At 70.2% G+C, this 24,231-nt stretch carries 20 protein-coding genes; 9 read left to right on the top strand and 11 right to left on the bottom strand.

What is annotated here, in order from left to right; genetic code table 11:
- The first annotated feature begins 2 nt into the window (after window positions 1–2).
- Window positions 3–1,379, top strand: a complete 1,377-nt coding sequence (locus tag ACZ6ZD_RS12485) for a sensor histidine kinase (protein WP_465671212.1) — start codon at window positions 3–5, stop codon at window positions 1,377–1,379.
- Here ACZ6ZD_RS12485 and ACZ6ZD_RS12480 read toward each other — a convergent pair.
- The 3 genes from ACZ6ZD_RS12480 to ACZ6ZD_RS12470 form a co-directional block, all read right to left on the bottom strand.
- The gene (locus ACZ6ZD_RS12480; protein ID WP_465671210.1) at window positions 1,367–2,083 is read right to left on the bottom strand and encodes a hypothetical protein; all 717 of its coding nucleotides are present in this window, start codon (window positions 2,081–2,083) and stop codon (window positions 1,367–1,369) included. The two genes, ACZ6ZD_RS12485 and ACZ6ZD_RS12480, sit on opposite strands and share 13 nt — an antisense overlap.
- 16 nt (window positions 2,084–2,099) lie before the next feature.
- Complete coding sequence (locus ACZ6ZD_RS12475; protein WP_465671208.1) at window positions 2,100–2,936, bottom strand: hypothetical protein; 837 nt, start codon at window positions 2,934–2,936, stop codon at window positions 2,100–2,102.
- An 89-nt stretch (window positions 2,937–3,025) separates the two neighbouring features.
- Window positions 3,026–4,054: a TAXI family TRAP transporter solute-binding subunit gene (locus ACZ6ZD_RS12470; protein ID WP_465671206.1), complete on the bottom strand. Its 1,029-nt coding sequence runs from the start codon at window positions 4,052–4,054 to the stop codon at window positions 3,026–3,028.
- Window positions 4,055–4,227: 173 nt separating this feature from the next.
- Between ACZ6ZD_RS12470 and ACZ6ZD_RS12465 the strand changes: the two genes are divergently transcribed.
- Window positions 4,228–7,236 (top strand): alpha-mannosidase, encoded by a 3,009-nt coding sequence (locus ACZ6ZD_RS12465; RefSeq protein ID WP_465671204.1) that lies wholly within the window; start codon window positions 4,228–4,230, stop codon window positions 7,234–7,236.
- 51 nt (window positions 7,237–7,287) lie between these two features.
- Here ACZ6ZD_RS12465 and ACZ6ZD_RS12460 read toward each other — a convergent pair whose 3' ends face one another.
- On the bottom strand, window positions 7,288–8,118 hold the full coding sequence (locus ACZ6ZD_RS12460; protein WP_465671202.1) for an SGNH/GDSL hydrolase family protein: 831 nt from the start codon (window positions 8,116–8,118) through the stop codon (window positions 7,288–7,290).
- Between the two features lie 102 nt (window positions 8,119–8,220).
- Between ACZ6ZD_RS12460 and ACZ6ZD_RS12455 the strand changes: the two genes are divergently transcribed.
- Window positions 8,221–9,438 (top strand): PucR family transcriptional regulator, encoded by a 1,218-nt coding sequence (locus tag ACZ6ZD_RS12455; protein WP_465671200.1) that lies wholly within the window; start codon window positions 8,221–8,223, stop codon window positions 9,436–9,438.
- Window positions 9,439–9,453: 15 nt separating this feature from the next.
- Window positions 9,454–10,776, top strand: a complete 1,323-nt coding sequence (locus tag ACZ6ZD_RS12450) for a cytochrome P450 (protein WP_465671198.1) — start codon at window positions 9,454–9,456, stop codon at window positions 10,774–10,776.
- Window positions 10,777–11,174: 398 nt separating this feature from the next.
- Here ACZ6ZD_RS12450 and ACZ6ZD_RS12445 read toward each other — a convergent pair whose 3' ends face one another.
- Complete coding sequence (locus tag ACZ6ZD_RS12445; RefSeq protein WP_465671196.1) at window positions 11,175–11,678, bottom strand: DUF5709 domain-containing protein; 504 nt, start codon at window positions 11,676–11,678, stop codon at window positions 11,175–11,177.
- Window positions 11,679–11,732: 54 nt separating this feature from the next.
- Here ACZ6ZD_RS12445 and ACZ6ZD_RS12440 point away from each other — a divergent pair, with 54 nt between their 5' ends.
- Window positions 11,733–12,917, top strand: coding sequence for an FUSC family protein (locus tag ACZ6ZD_RS12440; protein ID WP_465671194.1), 1,185 nt, complete (start codon window positions 11,733–11,735; stop codon window positions 12,915–12,917).
- A 414-nt stretch (window positions 12,918–13,331) separates the two neighbouring features.
- Here the strand turns inward: ACZ6ZD_RS12440 and ACZ6ZD_RS12435 are convergent, their stop codons facing one another.
- Both ACZ6ZD_RS12435 and ACZ6ZD_RS12430 read right to left on the bottom strand, forming a co-directional pair.
- Window positions 13,332–13,775: an OsmC family protein gene (locus tag ACZ6ZD_RS12435; RefSeq protein WP_465671192.1), complete on the bottom strand. Its 444-nt coding sequence runs from the start codon at window positions 13,773–13,775 to the stop codon at window positions 13,332–13,334.
- Window positions 13,776–13,782: 7 nt separating this feature from the next.
- A complete protein-coding gene (locus ACZ6ZD_RS12430) occupies window positions 13,783–14,934 on the bottom strand; it encodes a phosphatidylinositol-specific phospholipase C1-like protein (protein WP_465671190.1) in 1,152 nt (383 codons plus the stop codon).
- A gap of 96 nt (window positions 14,935–15,030) precedes the next feature.
- Here ACZ6ZD_RS12430 and ACZ6ZD_RS12425 point away from each other — a divergent pair, with 96 nt between their 5' ends.
- Window positions 15,031–15,648, top strand: coding sequence for a TetR/AcrR family transcriptional regulator (locus ACZ6ZD_RS12425; protein WP_465671188.1), 618 nt, complete (start codon window positions 15,031–15,033; stop codon window positions 15,646–15,648).
- A 56-nt stretch (window positions 15,649–15,704) separates the two neighbouring features.
- Here ACZ6ZD_RS12425 and ACZ6ZD_RS12420 read toward each other — a convergent pair whose 3' ends face one another.
- Together ACZ6ZD_RS12420 and ACZ6ZD_RS12415 are read right to left on the bottom strand one after the other, a co-directional pair.
- Complete coding sequence (locus ACZ6ZD_RS12420) at window positions 15,705–16,109, bottom strand: hypothetical protein (protein ID WP_465671186.1); 405 nt, start codon at window positions 16,107–16,109, stop codon at window positions 15,705–15,707.
- 131 nt (window positions 16,110–16,240) lie between these two features.
- A complete protein-coding gene (locus tag ACZ6ZD_RS12415) occupies window positions 16,241–18,097 on the bottom strand; it encodes a DUF5107 domain-containing protein (protein ID WP_465671184.1) in 1,857 nt (618 codons plus the stop codon).
- 66 nt (window positions 18,098–18,163) lie between these two features.
- On the opposite strand from ACZ6ZD_RS12415, the gene ACZ6ZD_RS12410 reads away from it, so the two are divergent.
- Window positions 18,164–19,819, top strand: coding sequence for an FAD-binding dehydrogenase (locus ACZ6ZD_RS12410; RefSeq protein WP_465671182.1), 1,656 nt, complete (start codon window positions 18,164–18,166; stop codon window positions 19,817–19,819).
- A 54-nt stretch (window positions 19,820–19,873) separates the two neighbouring features.
- A complete protein-coding gene (locus tag ACZ6ZD_RS12405; RefSeq protein WP_465671180.1) occupies window positions 19,874–21,643 on the top strand; it encodes a hypothetical protein in 1,770 nt (589 codons plus the stop codon).
- A gap of 1 nt (window position 21,644) precedes the next feature.
- Here the strand turns inward: ACZ6ZD_RS12405 and ACZ6ZD_RS12400 are convergent, their stop codons facing one another.
- Both ACZ6ZD_RS12400 and ACZ6ZD_RS12395 read right to left on the bottom strand, forming a co-directional pair.
- A complete protein-coding gene (locus ACZ6ZD_RS12400) occupies window positions 21,645–22,502 on the bottom strand; it encodes a serine protein kinase RIO (RefSeq protein WP_465671178.1) in 858 nt (285 codons plus the stop codon).
- A 150-nt stretch (window positions 22,503–22,652) separates the two neighbouring features.
- Window positions 22,653–23,300, bottom strand: coding sequence for an NIPSNAP family protein (locus ACZ6ZD_RS12395; RefSeq protein ID WP_465671176.1), 648 nt, complete (start codon window positions 23,298–23,300; stop codon window positions 22,653–22,655).
- Window positions 23,301–23,361: 61 nt separating this feature from the next.
- On the opposite strand from ACZ6ZD_RS12395, the gene ACZ6ZD_RS12390 reads away from it, so the two are divergent.
- Window positions 23,362–24,219 (top strand): hypothetical protein, encoded by an 858-nt coding sequence (locus ACZ6ZD_RS12390; RefSeq protein WP_465671174.1) that lies wholly within the window; start codon window positions 23,362–23,364, stop codon window positions 24,217–24,219.
- The last annotated feature ends 12 nt before the right edge of the window (window positions 24,220–24,231 follow it).

Raw genomic sequence — 24,231 nt, 5'->3', positions numbered from 1 at the left:
CGTTGCGCCGTCGCCTGCTGCAGTCCCTCGTACCGATGGTGGTCCTGCTCGCCATCATCGCCACCGTCCCGCTGGCCAACTTCATCGCCACCGGCGCCTCCCGCACGCTCTTCCTGTCCCGGAGCAACGACGCCGACTGGTTCGCCACGATGGCCGAGGCCCCGCTGCAGTCGGGCGACATCGCCAACCTGCGTGAGATGGCCGTCCGGTACGACGACCTCTACGACACCCCGGTCTTCATCGTCGACGACAACAACAAGGTCGTCGCGACGTCGAAGTCCGGCGTGGTGACCGACGAGCCGGCCATCGCGGCCGCCCTGGGCAGCACGCTGGCCGGCCGGCTCCCGGCCGAGCCGGCGGCGCTGTGGCCGTGGCAGGACGGCGAGATGGTCGTCGCCCGTCCGGTCGCGAACAACGGCCGCGTGCTCGGCGCCGCCGTCCTGCGGGTGCCGACCGAGGCCCCGCGGCTCGAGGTCCGGCGCAGCCTGATCCTGCTGCTGATCGGCCTGCTGATCAGCATCGGCGCGATCATCGCCGGGATCGTCCGGCCGATCAGCCGCTGGGTCGTCCGGCCGCTGACCGACCTGGACAACGCGACCCACCAGATCACCCGCGGCGCGCTCGACACCCGGGTCTCCACCGACGGCCGCGCGCCCGAGCTGCGCCGGCTCGGCGACAGCTTCAACTCGATGGCGCTCAGCCTGCACCAGGCCCGGCAGCGCGAGCGCGAGTTCGTCGCCGACGCCTCCCACCAGCTGCGGACGCCGCTCACCTCGGCCCGGATCCACATCGAGGGCCTGTCCCGGCTCTCCCCGACCGCGCGCTTCGCGCTCAGCGACATCGACCGCCTCGGCCGGATCGTCCAGCGGCTGTCCCGGCTGGCCGGCTCCGACCGTCCGGGCGCCGATGCCGACGGCAACAGTGAAGAGCCGCTGGACCTCGCCCAGGCCGTCAAGGAGCGCCTGGTCGGCTGGAAGGCCGTCTACGCCGCCGACGACCTGGAGCTGATCATCGGCGACATGGTCCCCGGCGGCGTCGGCCCCGAGCTCGAGGTCGACGACATCCTCGACGTCCTGCTCGACAACGCCTCGAAGTACGGCGCGCCGCCGGTCGAGGTCTCGGTCACCCGCGACGGCACCGAGGTCGTCCTCTCGGTCCGCGACCACGGCCTCGGCCTCGGCTCCCGCGACCTGAAGAAGGTCGGCGAGCGCTTCTGGCGCAGCGCCCACCACCGCGAGATGCCCGGCACCGGCCTCGGCCTGGCCATCGTCCGCTCCGAAGCCGCCCGCGTCGGCGGCCGCGTCGTCGCCCGTCCCCCGATCGGCGGCGGCCTCGTCATCGAGGTCCGCGTCCCCCTGATCGACGACTACGACGTCTGAACGAGGAACTGGTCGTAGAAGGCGGTCTTGATGTCGACGGCGACCTGCTCGGTGAGCCGGAAGCGCTGCTGCGCCTCGGCGGAGCCGAGCAGCTCCGTCAGCCGCAGTCCGAGCTGGTCGGAGTGCGTCAGCGACAGCGGTGACGGCGCGGCCAGCGGCCGGGACTTCCCGTCGTGGATGTGGTGCGGGTAGTAGAAGACCGAGTTGCCGCCGAGCATCGGCCCGATCCGGCGCCACAGCTCGCCGTACTCGACCGAGACCAGGACCTCGCCCCAGAACCGCAGGATGGTCAGCAGCTCGACATCGGCGTACTTGGACTCGCCGGCGGTGGCGATCAGCTCCATCGTGGCCTCGACCGCGGCGGCCGTGGCCGGCGACTTCCGGGACCGGAGCAGCTCCGCGCGCTCGACGCCGAGACCGAGGATATCGGTCACCATGTCTTCGCGGTGCGAGGGCGTGGCCCCCGGCGTCCGGCCCTCGGGGTACTCCTCGCGCAGGATCACCCGCGCGACGCGTTTGGCCTGCTCGTCGGTCAGCAGGTCGATCGCCAGGTCGTAGGCCATCGTGAAGGCCAGCGACAGGAAGCGGCGCTGCAGGACGACGGCCCGCAGCCGCGGCTCCGGCAGCGTCTCGATCTCGCGCAGCACCGGATGGCCGCGGAACTTCTCGATCAGGTCGTCCTCGAACGCGTCCAGGTCGTTCACGGCGTCCACCTCTTGCTCAGGCTCGGATCGTGTCGATACTTCGGGACCAGTCGGTCAGGTCGACATCGCTGCCGATCTGCCACAACGTGTCGAGCTCCTCCTGGACCTGCGCGCCGAGGACGGTGTCCGCGGTGCCCTGGATCTCGAACTGCGGGGAGTCGATCGCCAGCTGGCCGTGCAGGAAGACGCTGACCAGATACCGCTCGTCGGCCCGGTAGACCGAGATCGAGGCCTGCGAGTTGAAGACCCTGACCTTGAGATTGCCCTGCCGGCTGCCCAGCCGGGCGTGCATCCGGGCCAGGGTCTCCAGACAGCCCTCGACACCGGTCTTCACATGTGCGACGCCCGAGGTGTCGCCAGGGTTCCGCAGCGCGGCCTCGCGCAGGCCGACCAGTAACGACTTCGGGTGCAGGAGCAGGATCCGCACCTCGGCCCGGTTCTTGCGGATGGCGGTCTCCAGGTACCGCTCGTGCCGGCCCAGGTTCGGGATCCAGGTGTTCAGGATCGTGATCTGCTTGGCCGCGCCGACGGAGGCCATGAACAGATCGTCCGGGAACCGCTCGTGCACCTTGGTCACGCCGCCGTAGTGCCGGCCGCGCAGGTCCTCCGAGATCGCGGGCAGGTCGATGACGGCCAGATTGGCCCGGATGGCGTCCAGGTGGCGGAGCGGCGCGAGCTCGAGCAGCAGGCTGAACAACGCCCCGCTGACCAGGAACAGCGTCAGCGCGGCAATCCCCTTCGGCGCGATCTTGTCCACCCAGCCGAGCAGGTCGGCCACGCTGACGACGAACCCGACGAGCGAGCCGACGCCAAGGGTGAGCCATTGGGCCCAGCGCGCGATCTTCTGGGGCATGCATCCTCCGTGGGCGACCGGTAGCGACCAGTGATGCTCTCACGCCGACGGGGCACGAATGTGATCGGGGTCACGCGCCCCGGGGAAGCTCAGATGTGGTTGGCGCGGTACCAGCGTTCGGCGGCGGCGTGCAGGGGGACGGGCATCGTGGCGATGGCCGAGCGGGGGTCGAGGGCGCCGGCTTCGGGGTGGTAGTTCGCCTTGTCGTTGATGTTGCCGATCAGGTCCTTCTGGCGGCGGAACAGGGTGTTGACGATCCACCAGGCCCAGGAGTCGGACAGGTTCTGGCGGGCGATCAGGTAGTTCGGGATGGTCAGCGTCGGGACGGCGCTGGCCAGGCCGTAGGTCTTCGGCGGGATCGAGGAGACGATGTAGCCGCCGAACTGCTTGAGCGCGATGGTCTGCGCGACGTCGCCGATGTTGACCAGGCGGAAGCCGATGGTCTTCTGCAGGTCCTCGATCGGGCCGGTCGGCAGGCCGCCGCTCCAGATCATCACGTCGATCCCGTCCTTGCCCTCGGCCTTGTCCTTCAGCTGCTGGACGGCCTGCTCGAGGGTGAGCATGCGCTTGGTGACCCGGCCGGCCAGACCGGCCTGGGCGAGGATCAGGTCGGCGACGAGCTTCGTCCCGGAGTTCTCCGGGCCGACGCTGATCACCTTGTCGGCCATCTTCTCCAGGCTGTCGATCTTGGACGCCAACGGGACCACGACGTGCACGTAGTTGTCGTACGTCCGGCCGAGGGTGAAGAACCGCAGCGGCCCGCCCGCGAACTGCCCCAGACCCTCGTACGCGGCGTACGCCGAGTCGGACGTGGTGAAGGCGATGTCGTTCTGCCCGGAGGCCACCTTGCGCAGGTTCGCGATCGAGCCCTCGGTGACGACCGTGGTGAGCTGGACGCCGGTGACCTGCGAGACCAGGCTCGCCAGACCGCTGCCGAAGCGGTAGTAGACGCCGCCCTTGTTACCGGTCGCGAGCGTCGCGGGCTCGGCCGGAGCCGGCTCGTCGGAGCGGCCGCGGGAGCAGGCGGGCACGGTCAGCGCGGCCGCCGCGGCGGCGCCCAGACCGAGCGCGCGGCGCCGGCTCATCGAGTCCGGCACGATCAGGCGGGGGCGATCCATACGGGACAACCTATGCGGCAACCGGGCCGCATCGGTAGCCAACTGCGCTCACCGCGACCCAACCGCTACCCGGCGCGGTCCCGGCCCGCTGGGACAAACTGCGTCTTTACGGGCCCCCTCCGGATGTGACAGCGTTGTCATCACACCACTTTCTGGCCCCGGAGGATGATTCCGTGCACGACGACCGTCAACTCATCGAGGAGCGGCTCCAGCGCGCCCTGCGGGAGCGGATCCGCCCCGCGATCTACGGCGCGGCGGTCCCGCTGGACATCGAGGTGTGGCACGCACCCGGTGAGCCGGTGTCCCCCGCCGAGGCCCTCGCCCAGACCTACGAGCCGGCCGCGATCGGACTCCCCTGGGGTCCCGCCTGGGGCACCGCCTGGTTCAAGTTCAGCGGCCAGGTCCCGGCCGAGTGGGCCGGATCGGAGATCGAGGCCGTCATCGACCTCGGCTTCAGCGGCGGCCCGGGCTTCTCCGCGGAGGGCCTGGTGCACACGACCACCGGGCGTCCGCTGAAGGGCCTGCACCCGCGGCAGACCTACGCTCCGCTGTCGATCCTCGGCCCGGACGGTACGGCGGCCGCGGCCGGCGACTCGATCGAGTTCTACGTCGAGGCGGCCGCGAACCCGGAGGTCCTCGGTGACGCGGGCGGCTTCTCCCCGACGTCCATCGGCGACAAGCCCGAGCCGGGCGGCAAGCCGATCTACCAGCTGACCCGCGCCGATGTCGCCGTCTTCAACGCCGAGGTGTGGGACCTGATCCTCGACCTCGAGGCGCTGAACAGCCTGCAGAAGGAGCTGTCGCCGCAGGAGCCGCGCCGGCGCGAGATCCTCCGCGCGCTCAGCCGCGCCCTGGACGCCCTGGACTACGAGGCCGTCGCCAAGACCGCCGCCGACGCCCGCGCGCAGCTGACCGACGTCCTGAGCCGCCCGGCGCACGCCTCGGCGCACCAGCTGTCCGCGGTCGGCCACGCGCACATCGACTCCGCCTGGCTCTGGCCGCTGCGCGAGACCCGGCGCAAGGTCGCCCGGACCGTCTCCAACGTCACCACGCTGGCCGAGGAATACCCGGAGCTCGTCTTCGCGTTCTCGCAGGCCCAGCAGCACGCCTGGGTGAAGGAGAACTACCCGGAGGTCTGGGAGCGGCTGAAGAAGGCCGTTGCCGAGGGCCACATCGTTCCGGTGGGCGGAATGTGGGTCGAGTCCGACACCAACCTGCCCGGCGGCGAGGCGCTGGCCCGGCAGTTCGTGCACGGCAAGAAGTTCTTCCTGGACGAGTACGGGATCGACACCCAGGAGGTCTGGCTGCCGGACTCGTTCGGCTACACCGCGGCGCTGCCGCAGCTGGTGAAGCTGTCCGGCTCGAAGTGGTTCCTGACCCAGAAGATCTCCTGGAACAAGGAGAACCGCTTCCCGCACCACACGTTCTGGTGGGAGGGTCTCGACGGCACCCGCGTCTTCACGCATTTCCCGCCGATCGACACCTACAACTCCGACCTGTCCGGTCGTGAGCTCGCCCACGCGCAGCGCAACTTCCAGGAGAACGGCGCCGCGACCCGCTCGCTGGTCCCGTTCGGCTACGGCGACGGCGGTGGCGGCCCCACCCGCGAGTTCGTCGCGACCGCGCGCCGGGTGGCGAACCTGGAGTCCTCGCCGCGGGTGACGATCGAGTCCCCGACCGAGTTCTTCAGCGCCGCCGAGGAGGAGTACGCCGACCACGCCCCGGTCTGGTCCGGCGAGCTCTACCTGGAGATCCACCGGGCGACGTACACCTCGCAGGCCAAGACCAAGCAGGGCAACCGGCGCAGCGAGCACCTGCTCCGCGAGGCCGAGCTCTGGTCGGCGGCGGCCGTCGTCGCGGGCAAGCTGGACGCGTACCCGTACGAGGAGCTGGACCGGATCTGGAAGTCCGTCCTGCTGAACCAGTTCCACGACATCCTGCCCGGCTCGTCGATCTCGTGGGTGCACCGCGAGGCCGAGGAGACGTACGCCGCCCTGGGCGCCGAGCTCGAGGCGATCATCGGCAAGGCGCAGCAGGCGCTGGCCGGCTCCGGTGACGCGCAGATCGTCTTCAACGGCGCACCGCACGGCCGGAGCGGCGTCGCCGGTCTGGGCGCGGGGATCGCGGCCGGCGAAGGCCAGTCGGTGACGGTCCAGGACGGCGTCCTGGACAACGGCGTCATCCGCGTGACCATCGACGAGCGCGGGCTGATCACCTCGCTGTACGACGTCGAGGCGCAGCGCGAGGTGATCGCACCAGGCGCCGTCGGCAACCTTCTGCAGCTGCACGTGGACACCCCGAACCAGTGGGACGCCTGGGACGTCGACTCGTTCTACAAGAACAACGTCCGCGACGTCACCGAGGTCGACTCGGTCGACTTCAGCACCGTCGACGGCGTCGCCACGGTCGTCGTCAAGCGGTCCTTCAACCGGTCCTCGGTCACCCAGACGCTGCGGGTCCGGCCGGGCGCCAAGCGGGTCGACATCGAGACCACGATGGACTGGCACGAGGCGGAGAAGTTCCTCAAGGCGGCGTACCCGGTCGACGTGCACGCCGACCGGTCGGCGTCCGAGACGCAGTTCGGGCACATCTTCCGGCCGACCCACCAGAACACCTCGTGGGACGCGGCGAAGTTCGAGATCGCGGCGCACCGCTGGGTGCACGTCGCCGAGGCCGGGTACGGCGTCGCCGTCGTCAACGACTCGACGTACGGGCACGACATCAACCGCACCGCGCGCCCGGACGGCGGCACCACGACGACGATCCGGACGTCGCTGATCCGCGCTCCGCGCTACCCCGACCCGAAGACCGACCAGGGTGTGCACACCGTCAACCACGCGCTCGTGGTCGGCGCCGGCATCCCCGAAGCCGTTGCCGAGGGCTACCGGATCAACCTGCCCGAGCGCGTCGTCACCGGCGCCGAGGGCGTCGAGCCGCTGGTCACCATCGACAACCCGAACATCGTCGTCGAGGCGCTGAAGCTCGCCGACGACCAGTCCGGCGACGTCATCGTCCGCCTCTACGAATCCACCGGCGGCCGCGCCCGCGGCACGATCACCCCGTCGTTCCCGACGACGTCGGTGACCGAGGTGGACCTCCTGGAGCGGCACCTGGCCGACCGCGCCAACGGCGACCTGGAGCTGCGTCCCTTCCAGATCCTCACGCTCCGCTTCGCTCGCTGATCACCTACCCCCGCGCCCGGTGCCAGTCAACGGCACCGGGCGCGATGGGGTTTAGCGGGCCGCGTCCGCCACCAGCTCACCGAAGGCGGCCATGCCCCGGCGGGTGGGGTGCAGCGGGGCTACGTCGGAGGTGGGGACGAGACCTTCGAGCCAGCGGCGCGTGATCGGGGCGCAGGCGTCGTGACCGATGGACGGCGTCCGGAGGTCGACGTACGTCGCGCCGTGGGCGGCGGACTGCTCGGCGAGCATGGTGTTGAGGCGGTCGACCGTCGCCTGGAGGTAGTTGGCGTCGGCGGGCCAGACGGGGATCTGCGGGTAGCAGCCGTTCGGGCGGATGTAGGTGCCGTAGCCGGTGACCAGGATGCGCGCGTTGGGGGCGAGCTGGCGGATGCGGTCGAGAGCCTTGCCGAAGGCGGGTCCGGTCGCAGTGATGCGGTCGGCCAGTTGGTCCCGGCCGCCGGCGGTGAAGCGCTGCTTGCAGGAGACGCCAGCCGGCGCGGGGAACAGGTTGATACAGCTCAACGCCGCCGCCACCAGGCCGGTGTCGTTCCCGCCGATCGCGACCGTGACCACATCGGTCGACGGCTTCAACGCGTTGTACTGCGGCGGCACGAACCCGAACTGCTTCCCGCTGAAGTCCGGGATGACCGCCCCGGAGCACGTCACATCGGTCAGTCGCGCGCCGAGCTTCGCCGCCGCGACGTGCGGGTAGTTCACCCCCGACCGCAGACACGGCAGATCGTTCTGCGGCAGGATCAGCGGCCCGGCCGCCGACGAGTCGCCGATCGCGACGTACTCCAGCGGTTCGGCCGCGCGCGCCGCCGCAGGGCTGACCAGGCCGGCCACCAACACTCCTACGGCCAGCAGTACCCGTCGTTTCATTGCGGTCACCCTTCGCGATCAGTCGAACACTGTACTTATGGGTAGTAATGTTCGACCCCAAAGCGCCCGCCGGTCGCTGGGGCCAAGCCCAGAGTTCACGAGGTGATCGTTGTGACAGGTCACAAGAAGCTGCGCTGCGGCGGCGTCCTCGTCCATGAGCTCGTCCGGTCCCGGCTGGGTCGGCTGGTGGACGAGGTGCTGGCCCGGCTGGTCGCCGAGATCCCGCTCTACACGCAGCTCCCGGCCGAAGAGCTGCAGGGCGACATCCGGCGGATCACGGACCAGTCGCTGCGCGCGTTCGTCGAGACCTTCCGGACGGGCGTCGTCCCGACCGGCGACGTCCTCGCACCGCTGCGTGAGTCGGCCAAGCGGCGGGCCGAGGAGGGGGTGCCGCTCGAGGCGCTGCTGGCGGCGTACCACCTCGGCGGCAAGGTCTGCGTGGATGACATCGCCCGCGACTTCCGTCCCGAGGAGCTGCCCGACGCGATCGCGCTGAACCGGCTGATCCTCGACTTCCTGCAGCAGGTGACGGCGATCGTCTCGGCGAGCTACTTCGAGGAGCGGCAGTCGATCGCCGGTGAGGACCAGGCCTCACGCCAGGCGGTCCTGGCGGCGCTGCTCGAGGGGCGCGCGGCGGACGAGGCCGCGCTGCGCGCCAGCGTCCGGCTGCCGGTCGAGTTTCTCGTGACCGGCTTGGCGTTCGGGACGCATCCGGACGAGCGGCAACCCGGCGTCGATCCGCAGATCGTTGCCCACCGCAAGCTTCGCCGGATCCGGGTCGAGCTGGACCGGCTGGCCGGGAGTATGGCGAGCCTCTCGGCGGACGGCGGGATCGCGTTACTCACCTGCTCTCGCGGCGACGCGGAGAACCTGCGCGGCCGGCTCAGCCGGGTCTCCGGCGTGGATGTCACGCTGACGATCACGAGCAGTGCGCCGGACGACGTACCGGCCGCGACCGCGTTGGTGCGTGACCTGCTCGACGTCGTCCGCAGCCATCGGCGTCCGCCAGGTGTGTATGCGCTGGACGATCTGCTGCTCGAGTACCAGCTCAGCCGCCCGACGCCGGCCCGCGACCGGCTGGCCGATCTACTCAGCCCGCTGAGCGATCGCACCGACCTGCTGGCGACGCTGCGCTGCTACCTCGGCAACGCCCGCAACCGGCGGCAGACCGCCGCCGACCTGCACGTCCACGCCAACACCGTCGACTACCGGCTCCGCCAGGTCGCGCGCCGGACCGGCCTCGATCCGAGCAGCGACGAGCAGTTGCCGCGGATCGTCGCTGCCCTTGTCGCATTGGACGCGCGCTGTTCACTCGGCTGACGTAGCGTCGAATATATGGCTCCGACTCCGTTGCTCGGTTCCCGCACGCTTGATCGGCAGACCGCGCGGATGTTGCCGCCCGGTCCGCGGTGGCCGACGTCGGTGCAGAGTCTGCTGTTCGCGAACCATCGCAAGACGTTCTTCCCGCGGATGCGGGCGAAGTACGGCGATGTCTTCACGATTCGGCTGGTGCCGTCGAGCCGGGTGTGTGTGGCGCTGAGCCGGCCGGAGCACATCCGCGAGGTGTTCGGCGGTTCGCCCGCGGTGATGCACGCCGGCGAGGGGAACACCGCGCTCGAGCCGATCATGGGGTCGAGTTCGCTGCTGCTGCTCGACGATGACGACCACGTCCGGATGCGGCGGCAGCTGATGCCGGCCTTCACCGGGCCGGCGTTACGCGGGTACGCCGCGATGGTGCACGAGCTCGCGGTCGCCGAGGTGGCGACCTGGCCGACCGGGACGCCGTTCGCGATGCACCAGCGGATGCGGAACCTGACCCTGGAGATCATCCTGCAGGTGATCTTCGGCGTCACCGACGTCGACCGGCTGAACACCCTGCGCCCGTTGATGGACAAGATCGTCTCGGTCTCGCCGGTGCTGATGCTCGGCGGTTTCTACCCGCCGCTGCTGCGGATCCCGCCGTGGCGCACGTTCCTGCGCGCGCAGGAGCAGGTCGACGAGCTCCTGTACGACGAGATCGCACGCCGCCGCGGAAACCTTGCCGGCCGCAACGACGTCCTCTCCCGGCTGCTCGGCGCCGGCGACTGGACGGACGCCGAACTCCGCGACCAGCTCGTCACGCTCCTGCTGGCCGGTCACGAAACCACCGCCACCGCCCTCGCCTGGGCCTTCCACGAACTGGCCCGCCGTCCCGCCGACCTCGCCTTCGGCCAGCACGCCGCCGACACCGGCGCCGACGCCGAGCTCGAGGCGATCGTCAAGGAGTCCCTCCGCCTGCACCCCGTCGTCTACCAAGTTGGCCGCCGCCTCACCGAAACCACCGACCTGGCCGGCTACCGCCTCCCCCGCGGCACCACCATCCTGGCCGCCATCGGCCTCGTCCAGCGCGACGCCCAACACTTCCCCGACCCCACCACCTTCAACCCCCGCCGCTTCCTCACCACCCCACCCCCCGCCCCCAACACCTGGATCCCCTTCGGCGGCGGCGCCCGCCGCTGCATAGGCGCCGGCTTCTCCCTCATGGAAGGCACCGAAATCCTCCGCGCCGCCCTAACCACCCACCACTACACCGCCACCCCCACCCCCGAACCAGCCCAACCAAAAAACGTGACCCTAGTCCCCAAACAAGGCGCGAAAGTAACCGCAACCCCGCGCTAACCGGCAGACGGCGGGCGGACGGCGGACGGCGGACGGCGGACGGCGGACGGCGACATGCTTACCCAGCCACTCGAACCCAACCACCGGGGACAGGCTTGGAGCACCACCTGCTTTCCGGCCGCAGCGCGACCCGACCACCAGCGATGGACCCGGCCGCGAGGACCAACCAGGGGCGCGGAGAGCATGGGTGGCGGGGTGCGCGCGGGGCGCGGGGTGCGAGGCGCGCGCGGGTGGGGTTAGCGGGGCGGACGGCGGGGTGGGGTGGCTGGTTGTGACCAGCCACCTGGCTTGAGAACTGGGACGGGGCCCCGCGCCAACCACCTGCTCTTTCGGCCGGAGCGTGGCTTGGGCACCGGCGCACGGCCCGGCCGTGATGGGGGGCCGGGCGGTTGCGGGGGTTAGTTTTCGGGGTCGGTTGTGTCGCCTAGGTCTACGTTGGCGTAGGAGTCGAGGTCGGAGGCGTCGTCGTCTTCGAGTTCGAAGTTGTTCTCGTCGTCCACTACGTGGATGGCGGCTTCTTCGGCGGAGGCGGCGGCGCCGTCGAAGCCGATGTCGGAGGCGACGAGGTCGGACTCGGAGTCGGTGTGGGCGCCTTCGTCGGGGGCTACCAGGCGGCCGGAGCGGCGGACGCCGACCTCGGGGCCGCCGACGTCTTCGCCGTCCTCGGCGTAGGGGTCGACGTCGGGCTCCTCCTGGGCGAGGCGCTGGTCGAGGGACTCGCCCTGGAGGGCTTCTTCGGCGGTGGTGCCGAAGCCCTCGCCCGCGGACCACTTCTCCGGCGGCGAGTAGCCCTCGTCGAGCAGGTCGTCCACCCCACGGTCGTTCAGGGTGTCCGACGGCTGCAGCTGGTCCTCGTCGTCGACGCTGTAGCTGCCGTAGTCCTCGCGGTTGTTCTCCGTCATGAACCAACAGTGTCCCGACAGGCCCACTTGAATCAAGCCGGGCACAATGAGCGGATGGATCCGGTCAGGCTGACGCTGGAGCAGCTGCGGGAGCTACGCGACGACGTGGCGCCGCGGGCGGCCCGGCGGTCGCGGGCGTCGGTCCGGCGCCGGGTGGAGCGCTGGCGGGACCGGATCTTCTTCATCGCCCAGTGCGCGATCGCCGCCGGCCTCGCCTGGGCCCTGGCCCGGTACGTCGTGGGCCACCAGCAACCGTTCTTCGCACCGGTCGCCGCGATGGTCTGCCTGGGCTTCAGTTTCGGCCAGCGGCTTCGGCGCGTGGCCGAGGTGATGGTCGGCGTCGCGGTCGGGGTCGGCGTCGGTGACCTGTTCGTCCGGTTCTTCGGCACCGGCGTCCCGCAGATCATCTTCGTCGTCGCGCTCGCGATGAGTATCGCCGTCCTGCTCGGCGCCGGCACGCTGATGACCACCCAGGCCGGCGTCCAGGCCGCGATCGTCACCACGCTGCTGCCGAGCGCCGGCGCGGGTTTCAGCCGCTGGCTGGACGCCGTCCTCGGTGGTCTCGTCGCGCTGGCAGCCGCCACCATCGCACCGGCCGCCGCGATTCGTCGCCCCCGGCAACAAGCCTCCGAAGTCCTGAACGAACTGTCCGCGATCCTCGTCGAAACGGCCGAAGGCCTGCGGGACAAGTCCGACCAGGAGGCCCACAACGAGCACCGCGACGAGCGGGAGCTCACCGACGCACTCCGCCGGGCCCGCGCCAGCGAAGCCATGCTGGACGACCTGCGCAGCGCGGCCGAGGAGGGCGTCGCCGTCGTCCGGCTGTCGCCGTTCCGCCGCCGGCACCGCGGCCGCGTCCAGCAGATCGCCGACCTCGTCGTCCCGCTGGACCGCGCGATCCGCAACATCAGAGTCCTGGTACGCCGATGCGCGGTGTCGGTCTGGCGCGACGAGCGGATGCCCGCCGAGTACCCGATGCTGCTCGACCGCCTCGCCGACGGCACCCGCCTGATCGCCGAGTCGCTGTTCGAACCGGCCGCCAAGGTCGCCGCCCACCGCGTGCTGGGTGAGCTCGGCCGCCGGACGGCGGATCTCCCGCTCCCGCCCGGCCTGTCGGCGGTCGTCGTCCTGGGCCAGATCCGCTCGACCGTCGTCGACCTCCTGGAGCTGACCGGAACGTCGTACGACGAGGCCCGGAAACTCGTCCCGCTGCGCCTCGACGGGCTCGACGAGAAGTAGGTCAGGACAAAGTGGCCTAGGTCACATCGAGAAATTTCTCGAAATTCCCGTCATACCCCGGCCCGGGCGGCGTCTCACTGGCATGACGATCCACCGACTGATGACCGCGCTGGCGACCGAGCAGAGCCGGACCGACGCGCTGGTCGAGACGATCACCCCCACAGACGACCGGAGCGACGCCGCCGCCGAGTAACAAGGCGCGAACCGGACGAAGACGGATCCAGGCGGCGCACCCGAACGGTCCTACCCACCGAGTTGGACCGCTCGGAGGTCGCACAAAACAGAGGCGCCCTTGTGCGAGGCGCCGCCGGATCCGTCCGGTGCATCACCACAGAGGTGCACCGCAGAACCACCCACCGACTGTCCTGACGCCGATTGCGCGAGGCTCAGGCCAGACCCGGTGGGTGGTTTCTTTTACTGCGCGACCGTGATCTCGGTGGTCACCGAGTTCGCGATGAAACACTCCTGATGCGCCAGCTGATGCAGACGCTCCAGGACAGCGGCGTCCGGCTCCGGGCCGCCCCAGACGATCTTCGGACGCAGCGTCACCTGGGTCACCGCCAGCCGACCGGCCGTGTTCTTCGCCATCACCCCGACCGCGTGGTCGTCGTACGAGTCGACCACCAGCCGCTTGCGGGCCGCGATCGCCAGGAACGTCAGCATGTGGCACGACGACAGCGCGGCCACGAACGCCTCCTCCGGGTCGACCGGGCCGGGGTTGCCCAGGTACGCCGGATTGGCGGACCCGGGCACGGTGATCCCGCCGTCGAAGCGCCACTCGTGGTCGCGGTTGTAGGTGTCGTAGGTGAACTCGCGCTCACCACGGCTCCAACTGACATCGACCACATGCTCCGACATGTTCAGCTCACTTCTCCGCGACGCGCGCCCCGGGCTTTCCGGTCACCGGGTTCAAGCGTACGGGCGTGTCACCCGGCAGCTCGGCGACGAAGTCGCTGTCGTAGCGCGAGGCCATCCCGGCCACCGGGAAGTCGGTGCTGACGAACTGCGCACCGCTGCCCAGCGCGACGCCGACCCGGCTGAACTCGTTGTTCCGGATCGTCGACAGCGGCTCGTCGGAACGGGTCCGGACCAGGTAGCCCTTCTTCACCAGCCGCTGGATCTCGGCCGTGTTCGCGCCCCGCGGGTCGTTCACGTTGGTGATCGCGGCGTCCGGCTCACCCTCGGGACCGCGGGTGAAGACCGCCCGGCCCTCCAGGTTCGGCTTGCCGTCGCGGTAGGCGTCGCGGATCGCGCCCGGGCCGCCATTGTCGAAGTAGAACAGCACCTTGCCGGCCGCGTTCTTCAGCGTCGGCCAGCCCTTGGTGGTGACGGACTGCTCGAGCGTCAGGCCCGGCTTGCGGACGTCGTCCGGCGAGAGCAGCTGCTTCTCGCTGAAGACCGAGCGGATCTCGGCGTCCACGCTGTCCAGGTTGGCGGCGTCCCACGGCGGAGCCTTCACTCCGCCCTGGGCGACGATCGCCGGGTCGGACTGCTTGAGCTCGAGGTTGAACACGATCGGCGCGTGGTACGGGTGCGCGTCGGACCAGGTCTTCACCTGCTGCAGGCACTGCTTGAAGCTGCGGCAGACGGTGTTGTAGTCGACGTCGACGATGTGCATCACCTTGATCCCGGGCTTGCTCAGCTCCGGGTCGGTGAGGGCCGGCATCCCGGCGATCTTGCGGATCAGCGGGTAGGTGTACAGGCCGCCGTTCGGGTCCGGGAACAGGTCGAGCTCCAGCTGGCGGACGTTCTGGTCCTCGAGCTGCTGGCTGATCGGGGCGTGCGAGTACCAGAGATCGACGGAGTCCGGCCGCTGGCCGAACTGGATCTTCTTCTCCGCGTCGCTGACCTCGCGGTGGTACGAGTTGTGCGAACCGATCACCTGGATCTGGTTCATCTTGACGCCGGCCGACGTACCGGCCTGCGAAGTCTGTGTGGTCAGAGCCGATCCGGCCAGGCCGGACGCGGCGACAGCGGTGGTCGCGAGACCGGCGATCACCGATTTGCGGATACGCATGCGAACGTTCCCCTCCAGGAATGATGAGGCAGATCTGACGGCAATCTGTCATACGAAGGTGGCAGCGTTGTCCTGGTTTCGGTGCACAATGGCCGGATGGTGACATCGGGGGCGTATCCGCTGCGCCGCACACCGACCCAGGACCGTGCCAACCGCCAGGTCGAGCGCATCCTCGACGCGGCGTGCGCGGAGGTCGTCGAGCGTGGGTACGACGGCGCCTCGACCAGCGGGATCGCGAAACGGGCCGAGATCGCGGTCGGCAGCGTCTACCGCTACTTCCCGGACAAGCGCAGCCTGATCCAGGCGATCGAACGCCGGAACCAGGCCCGCTACACCGAGACCGTCCGGTCCCGGTTGGCCGACGTTGCCAGCTGGCGGGCCGCGGTCGACATCACGATGGCGACGTTCCGCGAGATGCACCGCACCGATCCGGGCTTCCGCGCGGTCGTGCTCAGCGGACTCGGCGATCCGGATCTGGAGACCCAGCCGGGTGAGTACGACGACCAGCACGCGGCCGAGTTCGCGGAGCTGCTGACGGCCCGGTTCGGCGCCCAGGACAACCGGAACTTCCGGCTGGCCGTGACGACGAGTATCGCGATGGGCGAGGCGCTGGCCCACCTGGCCGATCGACTCTCCGAGGCGGAGGCCGAATACGTCCTCGCGCAGGGCCTGCCGGCCATCTACAGCCTGCTCGCCCCCTACTTCCCGAGCTGAAACCGCAAAATCCCTCACCCTGAATGTTCAGGGGAGGGAACGACTGGTTCGGGGACCTATGCCTGTGGCAGTGGGTCCCCGGTCCGCGGCCCCAGCTGGGGCCAGTGGCTGACGCGCCCGGCGATGCGGCCCTTGCGCGGCGTGCGGACGTCGTACGCGACGATCACCCGATCGTCCTTCTCGTACGTCACCCGGCCGGTGGCCGGGAGTTTGCGGGAGACCTGGAACGGGCCCTCGCCGCGACGGGTGTAGTACTCCACGGTGACCTCGGTGTAGACGGCCGACGAGCCGTCGTCCAGCCGACCGTGGAACGGGCCGCGGACGCGAAGGACGCGCCCTGCGGTCTTCTCTTCATCGGTGGAGCTCGCCCGCCGGCGCGAACCGGCGACCACTTCCGCCACGATGCATGCCGTGACCAGCAGCACCAGGCCGAACCCCCCGAGTACGACGATCGTCAACATGGCACTCACCTCCGACGCGTCGCCCGCGGGCGACGGGGTTTGTCGAAACTGGTTGCGCGGCCCTTGCCGCACAACGGTGAGACGCCGGTTCGGCCCGGCCGGTTCCACGTTCGGACAATCTTTTTTCCGCGTCAGCTACCGCCCATCCCGAACTGGTACGCCGGGGGCACCGGCCGGTTCGTCCCGAGCGCTTCCTCGGCCGCCAGCCAGTAGTCGGTCAGCGGATTGGCGCCCTCGCGGACCGTGGCGAGCTGGATCCCCGCAGCCAGCAGCTCGTGCGCGGTCTGCGCGTCGCCATCGGCCAGGGCGAGCTGCACCCGCAGCAGCTGGATCCGCGGATCATCACCCTGCAGCAGCGCGGCTGCCCGCTTCGGCTCGATCTCCAGCGCGAGCGCGGCTGCCTCGACTCGCAGCTCCACCAGTTCGGGCCGCAGGGCGACCGCCCGCTCGTACGCGTCCAGGTCCTTGGTCACCAGCCCGAGGTTCCGCAGCGCCCACGGGTTCGCGCCCGACTCCTGCCAGGCCGTGATCGCGCCGTCCCGATCGCCGTCGTAGAACCGCGCGACGCCGCGGTGGTACCAGACCAGCCAGTTGTCCGTCGCCTTCTCCAGCAGGTCTCGCCAGGCGACCAGCGTCCCGTCCGGTACGCCGTCCGCGACCGGCAGCTGCCCGTCGAGCAAGGGCAACCACGCGCGCTCCCGGTCGGTCATGGTCTCCGCGGCGAACGGCGTCCCGGCGGAGACGGACCAACCGGTTCGGGCCAGCTCCAAGGCGCCCCAACCCGACCCGGCCGCGAGTGTCTCGACCGGCGCGGAGTCGACCACCGCGGACCAGGCCGCTTCCCGCTCGGGCAGGCCGTCCAGTACCGGTTGCAGAGCGACGGTCCCGGCACTGCGAGCCGTCGACCAGTCATCGGAGTGCGCGGCGATCGGGTCGACCGCGACGCGTCCGTATGCCTCCATCCATTGCCATGAAGTTGCCCCCGGCAACTTCAAGTGCTCCATCTGGGTCCGGGCGAGACCGGCCTGGATCTCGGCGTACCCCGGCCCGGTCAGCCCCGGCGCCAGCCACTCCTGCCACCGTCGCCCACCCGGGGCCTCGCCCCAGACGAACAGTTTCCGCCCGCGCAGCCGCTCGGTCGACGCCTGCGCCAATCCGTTGCCTTCGGCATCCACCGACGCGATCCACGGCCGCTCGCCGGGCACCGGCTCGAAGAAGTAGTCGACCGCTTGGTCGTGCCGCATCGGATAGGTCAGCTCGGCTGGGACGTCGATCAGGTCGAGCCGCGATCCGTACCCGTACCGCCAGGCCTGATCCGCCGGGACCAGCACCCGCGTCGCTTCCGACTGCTCGACGGCGATATTCGACCACCAGTACGCCGGGACGTCGTCCTCGGCCGGATTCTGCAGCCGGACGCCGACGTACAGGAACTCCGAATCGGCGGGCAGCCAGAAGTCGAGCTGGGTGACGAGATTGCGGGTCCGCTCCAGCTCCCACAAGCGCAGGATCGGCGTACCGTCGGGGCCTTCGACCCGGGCCGCGTGCATCGGCGCGCAAGTGCCGGTCCAGTGTCCGGTGCTGCCGAGGTTCCACTCGACGCCGCCGGCGAACCAGGCGTTGCGGAGCGCGAGGTTGGCTGCCTGGAAGACCGGGTTCCGGTAGAGCAGCTCCTGACCGGAGGCCTTGTGCACCAGCGAGTACAGCCGGCCGCCGAGGCTCGGCAGCACGACCGCGCGGACATGGTCGTTCTCGAGGACGAGCGACGGGAGCGCGGTGTCGACGAGCGTCCGGTCGTAGCCGTCCTGGTCGAGACAGGGCAGCGTGCTGTGCAGGCCGCCGTACTCGATATTCGCGCGCAGCTCGGCCGGGAGCTCGGCGAGATTGCGGACCTCGTGCACCTCCTGATGGCTGCGCAGCGGCGGCAGCGGGTTCTCGGCCCCGAGGGCAGCGGCAGGCAGGAGCAGATCTTGCGCGGAAAGGATCGTCACGACCATCATTCTTGCAATTACGCGCAGCAGAGTCCATGCCCACCTACCGTCCGGTATACATAGCGCATGGACGCCGATGTGATCGTCGTGGGGGCGGGGCTGGCCGGGCTGGCCGCGACCGCGGAGCTGGCCGACGCGGGGAAGAAGGTGCTGCTCCTGGATCAGGAGCCGGAGGCCTCGCTCGGCGGACAGGCCTTCTGGTCGTTCGGCGGCCTGATGTTCGTGGACTCCCCCGAGCAGCGCCGGATGGGCATCAAGGACTCGCACGCCCTCGCCCTGCAGGACTGGCTCGGCTCGGCCGGTTTCGACCGGCTGGACGACGAGGACAAGTGGGCCCGGCAGTGGGCCGAGGCGTACGTCGACTTCGCGGCCGGCGAGAAGCGGCCGTGGCTGCACGCCCAAGGGGTGCGGTTCTTCCCGGTCGTCGGCTGGGCCGAGCGCGGCGGCTACAACGCCGACGGGCACGGCAACTCGGTGCCCCGGTTCCACATCACCTGGGGGACCGGCCCGGGCCTGGTCGCGCCGTTCGAGCGGCGCGTTCGCGAGGCCGTCGCCAAGGGCTTGGTCGAGTTCCGGTTCCGGCATCGCGTCGATGAGCTGACCGTCACCGGCGGCGTCGTGGACGGCGTCTCCGGTCAGGTGCTCGAGCCGAGTGACGTGGCCCGTGGTCAGGCCAGCTCGCGAGTGGAGGTCAGCGAGTTCCAGCTCCGCGCGCAGGCGGTGATCGTCACCTCCGGCGGTATCGGCGGTAACCACGATCTCGTCCGCGCGCAGTGGCCGGAGCGGATGGGCGAGCCGCCGCGCCGGATGATCAGCGGCGTCCCCGCGCACGTCGACGGCCGGATGCTCGGCATCACCGAGCGGGCCGGCGGCCGGTACGTGAACCGGGACCGGATGTGGCACTACACCGAGGGCATCCAGAACTGGGACCCGATCTGGCCGATGCACGGCATCCGGATCCTGCCCGGCCCGTCGTCGCTCTGGTTCGACGCGACCGGCAAGCGGCTGCCGGTGCCGCTGTTCCCCGGCTTCGACACCCTCGGCACGCTCGAGCACATCATGACCACCGGCTACGACTACACGTGGTTCGTGCTCACCCAGAAGATCATCGAGAAGGAGTTCGCCCTCTCCGGCCAGGAGCAGAACCCGGATCTGACCGGTAAGGACATCAAGGCCGTCCTCGGCCGGGCCCGCGGCGGCGCGACGGCGCCGGTCCGCGCGTTCATGGACCAGGGCGCGGACTTCGTCGTCCGCTCGAACCTGCCCGACCTGGTCCGCGGGATGAACGACCTGACCGGTGACCACCTGATCGACCTCGACGATCTCGAGCGCCAGATCCGCGCCCGCGACCGGGAGATCACCAACAGCTTCACCAAGGACCTGCAGATCACCGCGCTCCGCGGCGCCCGCAACTACCGCGGCGACAAGCTGATCCGGGTCGCCCCGCCGCACGAGCTCCTCGACCCGAAGGCCGGCCCGCTGATCGCCGTCCGGCTGAACATCCTGACCCGCAAATCCCTCGGCGGCCTGCAGACCGACCTCGATTCGCGCGTCCTGCGCGCCGACGGCACGCCGCTCCCCGGCGTCTACGCCGCCGGCGAGGTCGCCGGGTTCGGCGGCGGCGGCGTCCACGGCTACCGCTCTCTCGAAGGCACCTTCGTCGGCGGTTGCCTGTTCACCGGCCGGACGGCGGGCCGCGCGGCCGCGAAAGCCGTTTCCTAGCGAGGTTTCCGGGGCTCTGTGACAGGAGGCCGGGCTCGGTGCGTCGACCGGGGTATGAATCGTTCCCGTCATCGCATCCGGGCCGGCCTGCTGGCGCTGGCCCTGCTGACCACGATCCCCCTCCCGGCCGAAGCCGCCGAACCGGCGCCGGCCGACCGCACGATCAACCTCGTCACCGGCGACACGGTCCGGGTCTCGGCCGATCGGAAGACCGTCGTCCCGGAGGCCGGACCAGGGCGAAAGGTCGCCTTCAGCATCCATCGCTCCGGCGACCGGGTCTCGGTGATTCCCTCGGACGCGCTCGCGAAGATCGGCCGCGGGCAGCTCGACCCCGAGCTCTTCACCGTCACCCCCGGCGCCCGGAAAGCCGGCCGCCTCCCGACGTCCGGTGAGACCGTCGAGCTGACCATCAACCATCTCGATCGCAACGGATCGGCGACCGGCGACCACCTCGACCTGCTCATCGATCGGGACAGCGACGCCTTCAACTTCCTGCCGACCGAGCCGGACGGCGTCACCAAGGTCCTCGCCCCCAAGGGCCGCTACCTCCTCGACTCGACCATCGCGGGCGGCTCGACGGCGCTCGGCACCAGCAACCTGATCCTCCCGCGCCTGGATCTCACCGAGGACCGCACCCTCACCCTCGACGCCCGCCAAGCGCAACCGATCGACGTGGGTATCACCGACCCGGACGCCGACGAGGTGATGGCCAACGTGTACTACGGGCTGACGCGGCCGGCCTGGGGCTGGACCGGCGGGATCGGCGAGAGCCCCGGCGGCGAGCAGGTCTTCACCGCGCAGGTCGGCCAGCCGGTGCCGGAGCTCACCAGTGAGGCCTCAGCGCAGTTCGCCCGTCAGGACGCCGACGGCGACTTCAAGGACACACCGTTCGTCTACGCGCTCTCGGAGTCGCAGACCGGAAAGTTCTACACCGGCTTCCAGAAGACCTTCACCACCGCCTGGTTGGCGAAGCTCACGCCGACCTTCGTCGGCGCACCGAGCGGAACGGCCAACCTCGTCCCCGTGTCGGCCGTACCTGGCATCGGCGGTGGGCGGAGCAGGGTCTACCAGTTCTCCAGCCTGCCGGCGACTCCGGTGATCTACCTCAGTGAGGGCACACCGTGGATGTTCGACGTGTGGATCGACAGCCCTGACGGGAGTTCGGTGAGTCTGCGCGACCAAGCCCAGATCTACAAGATGGGCGAGACCTACACCCCGCGGTGGGGCCGGGCCGTGCTGGCCAGTGGAGCGCTCGGCGTCTCCCGGACCAGAGACGATCTGCGGCTCATTCTCCCGTTCACGGACGCCGACGGGCACTACGGCTTCGGCGAAGGCACGCTCACGGTGATCCGGAACGACCAGAAGCTCGACGTACTCCCCTATCCCTTCAAGGGAATGGAGGACTACGCCGTCCCCGCCGGGCCCGGGAAGTACAAGCTGGAGCTGGTGACTCCCGCGTTCACCTCCCGCTGGAGCTTCGAGTCGACAACCACAGACCGGACGACGCAGATGCCGTTGGCCAGCATCCGCTTCCAGCCTGCCGTCGACGACAACAACGTGCTGCGCACCGGCGCGACCCACCAGCTGCCGCTGACAGTCGAGTCGCCGACGGGAACGGCGGGCACGCCGCGGATCCAGACCTCGACCGATGGCGGCACGACCTGGCGACTCGCGCCGGTCCGGGCCAACGGCAACCACCGCTATCTTGCGACGGTCGCCGTCCCGGCCGGCGCCACCGCCGTCGCACTCAAGGCCCAGGTGACTGAGGCTGAGGGCAACGAGTTCGAGACGGTGCTGACGGACGCCTACCGAGTCGCCCGTTGAGTCAGAACACCATGCCGAGGAGATCGGCGAACAGCTCCTGTTCGTCGATCTCCAGGCCGCGGCTGGTGAACCAGGTCGCCATGTTGTGGCAGTCCCGGAGCAGGAACTCCATCCCCTTCGGGTTGCCGACGACGTCGATCACCTGCGGGAGATCGATCATCACGATCCGATCGGCCTGGGCCAGCACGTTGTACGGCGAGAGGTCGCCGTGCGCCAGGCCGGCCCGGGCCAGCTCGCGCATGGCGTGCCGGAGCTGCTCGAAGTAGACCGCGAGCAGCTCCTTGGCCGGGCGGACCTGGGCGAGCCGCGGCGCGGCGCCGCCCTCGCCGTCGTCGATGAACTCCATCAACAGCTCGGTCCCGTCGATCTGGACCGGGTAGGGCACCGGGACGCCGGCCGTCCAGAGGCGGTTCAGCGCCTCCCACTCGGCGTACGCCCAGCCGCCGGCGGCGACGCTGCGACCGTGGGCGGTCTTCTTCGCCATCGCGCGGCTGTCGCGGCTGTTCCGCGTCCGGCGGCCCTCGGTGTACGCCGAGCTGCGGTGGAACGACCGGTGTTCCTCGGTCCGGTACCGCTTGGCGGCCAGTAACGAGGACTTCGCGGGCGCGTCGCCGATGGCTTCGACGGCACGCTCGATCAGGAAGACATCGGCTTCCTTACCGGTTTTGAGGACGCCGAGCTCGGTGTCGATCGCGGCCTGTTCCGTCACCACCCACGAAGGGCGGGGATCAGGACCGCGAGAGCCGCGCTCGACGTCCAGCCAGGTGGACCATCGCTGATCCGGCCGCAGGTTCTCGTCGACCTGCTGGAACTCGAACTCGAAGAGGTGGGATTCGCTACGAAAGACGTCGGAAGACATCGGGAGTGCTCCTGAACTGGGAGGTGAGACTGACGCGGACATGCCGCAGCACAGTGATGGCCATCCGTCAGCCCTCCTTAGGTCCAGGCAGCGCTCGTCGCCGCACAACTTCCGTCAGGATGCCCGCCCGGCCGCGGGCGCGCAACGGATTTATCGCAGCTGCGAACGGCTCGTCGGCCGCAGCCGCAGGTGCTCCCCGAGCTCGGCCCGGACGGCGTCGTACGCCGCGTCGTCGGGGAAGCGCGCGAACCAGGCCAGGACGACGTCGTCGCGCAGCGGCAGCGCGGGGAAGTTGTTCGCGGCGACCAGGGAGGTGAAGACCGCGATCGGCGGCGCGCCGAGTGCGGTCAGCCGCGGAACGACGTCGTGCAGGAAGTGGTCGACGTAGCCGTCGTCCGCGCTCTGCCGGGGATGGACGACGCCGGTGATCAGCGAGGTCGGGGCCGGGGTGCGGGGCGCGTCGGGGCGCGGGTAGCCGGCGCCGAGGTAGACAGGTTCGAGCAGCAGCGCGTTGTCGGAGTCGATCATGGTCGCGTTCGCGGCCTCGGCGTACCGGCGCCAGATCGGGCCGGTGTAGAAACTCTGCAACGCCTCGGCGCGGGCGGCCAGCGAGCGGAAGCCGCGGAGCCAGACGAAGCGATCGGGGTCGTCGAGGTCGCGGAACTGGCCGGCGACATGCATCCCGCAGACCTCCTGCCCCTCGACGAAGTGTTCGTCGAACAGGTCGATCAAGGTGTCCCGCTGACCGCTGTGCAGCGTGTACTGGCGGAGGTCGACGACGGCGCAACATTCATTCACGGGTCCGACTCAAGCAGCTCAACGTGCCAGAACGTGTCAGGTTTCGGGTAGCGTCGGCGAAGTGGACTTCGAAGCGGCAGCCGACGCGCTGTACGCCGTACCGGCCACCGACTTCATCGCGAAGCGGAACGAGCTGGCCAAACAGCTGAAGGCTGACGGCGACCAGCTCGGTTCGACCCGCCTGAAGGCGCTGCGGAAACCGACCGTCGCCGCCTGGGTCGCGAACCTGGTGTCGCGCGAGCTGCCGGACGACCTCGACGACCTGCTCGCGCTCGGCGAGGAGTTCCGGGAGGCGACCAACGACCTGGACGGCGACCGCCTGCGCGAGCTGACGCCGAAGCGTCACCAACTGCTCGACAAGCTGGCGAAAGCGGCCGCCGGGCTGTCCAACGACGCCGGGCAGAAGGTCAGCGCGGACGTCGCCCAGAAGCTCCGCGAGACCCTGGACGCCGCCCTGGTCGACCCGGCCGCGGGCGACGCCGTCCGCGAAGGCCGGCTGAGCAGCGCGCTGCGCCACGTCGGCTTCGGCGTCGTCGACGAGAACGGCGAGCCGAGCAACGTCACCCCGATCAGCGACGAACGCCGCGCGGCCGCCCGCAGCCGCCGGGCCACCGCCGAGCCGGCCAAGGAGTCGGCTGCCGAGGCGCAGCGCGCTCAGGAGGAACGCGAGCAGGAGGAGCGCGAGGCCGCCGCCCGAGCCGAGGCCAAGAAAGCCTTCGAGGACGCCGTCACGGCGGCGCAGGCGGCCGAGGCCCGAGTCGAGGAGTTGGATCAGCAGCTCGACGACGCCCGCGACGCGCTCAGCACGGCCCAGCAGCTGGTCCACACCCTCGGCGCCGAGCTGGACGAGGCGCGGCGGACAGCGCGCGACGCGCAGAAGGAGAGCCGGGAGGCGCGGAAACGCTACAACCGGTTGTGACCTGGGTACCGG

It is taken from the genome of Kribbella sp. NPDC104218 (assembly GCF_055584105.1).
This window is presented reverse-complemented; position numbering and strand designations above follow the sequence as displayed.

Excerpts from the sequence above, each read along its gene's own strand:
- ACZ6ZD_RS12475 (WP_465671208.1), bottom strand. The coding sequence starts at position 2,936 with ATGCCCCAGAAGATCGCGCGCTGGGCCCAATGGCTCACCCTTGGCGTC.
- ACZ6ZD_RS12470 (WP_465671206.1), bottom strand. The coding sequence starts at position 4,054 with ATGGATCGCCCCCGCCTGATCGTGCCGGACTCGATGAGCCGGCGCCGC.
- ACZ6ZD_RS12460 (WP_465671202.1), bottom strand. The coding sequence starts at position 8,118 with ATGAAACGACGGGTACTGCTGGCCGTAGGAGTGTTGGTGGCCGGCCTG.
- ACZ6ZD_RS12450 (WP_465671198.1), top strand. The coding sequence starts at position 9,454 with ATGGCTCCGACTCCGTTGCTCGGTTCCCGCACGCTTGATCGGCAGACC.
- ACZ6ZD_RS12445 (WP_465671196.1), bottom strand. The coding sequence starts at position 11,678 with ATGACGGAGAACAACCGCGAGGACTACGGCAGCTACAGCGTCGACGAC.
- ACZ6ZD_RS12440 (WP_465671194.1), top strand. The coding sequence starts at position 11,733 with ATGGATCCGGTCAGGCTGACGCTGGAGCAGCTGCGGGAGCTACGCGAC.
- ACZ6ZD_RS12435 (WP_465671192.1), bottom strand. The coding sequence starts at position 13,775 with ATGTCGGAGCATGTGGTCGATGTCAGTTGGAGCCGTGGTGAGCGCGAG.
- ACZ6ZD_RS12430 (WP_465671190.1), bottom strand. The coding sequence starts at position 14,934 with ATGCGTATCCGCAAATCGGTGATCGCCGGTCTCGCGACCACCGCTGTC.
- ACZ6ZD_RS12425 (WP_465671188.1), top strand. The coding sequence starts at position 15,031 with ATGGTGACATCGGGGGCGTATCCGCTGCGCCGCACACCGACCCAGGAC.
- ACZ6ZD_RS12420 (WP_465671186.1), bottom strand. The coding sequence starts at position 16,109 with ATGTTGACGATCGTCGTACTCGGGGGGTTCGGCCTGGTGCTGCTGGTC.
- ACZ6ZD_RS12410 (WP_465671182.1), top strand. The coding sequence starts at position 18,164 with ATGGACGCCGATGTGATCGTCGTGGGGGCGGGGCTGGCCGGGCTGGCC.
- ACZ6ZD_RS12405 (WP_465671180.1), top strand. The coding sequence starts at position 19,874 with ATGAATCGTTCCCGTCATCGCATCCGGGCCGGCCTGCTGGCGCTGGCC.
- ACZ6ZD_RS12400 (WP_465671178.1), bottom strand. The coding sequence starts at position 22,502 with ATGTCTTCCGACGTCTTTCGTAGCGAATCCCACCTCTTCGAGTTCGAG.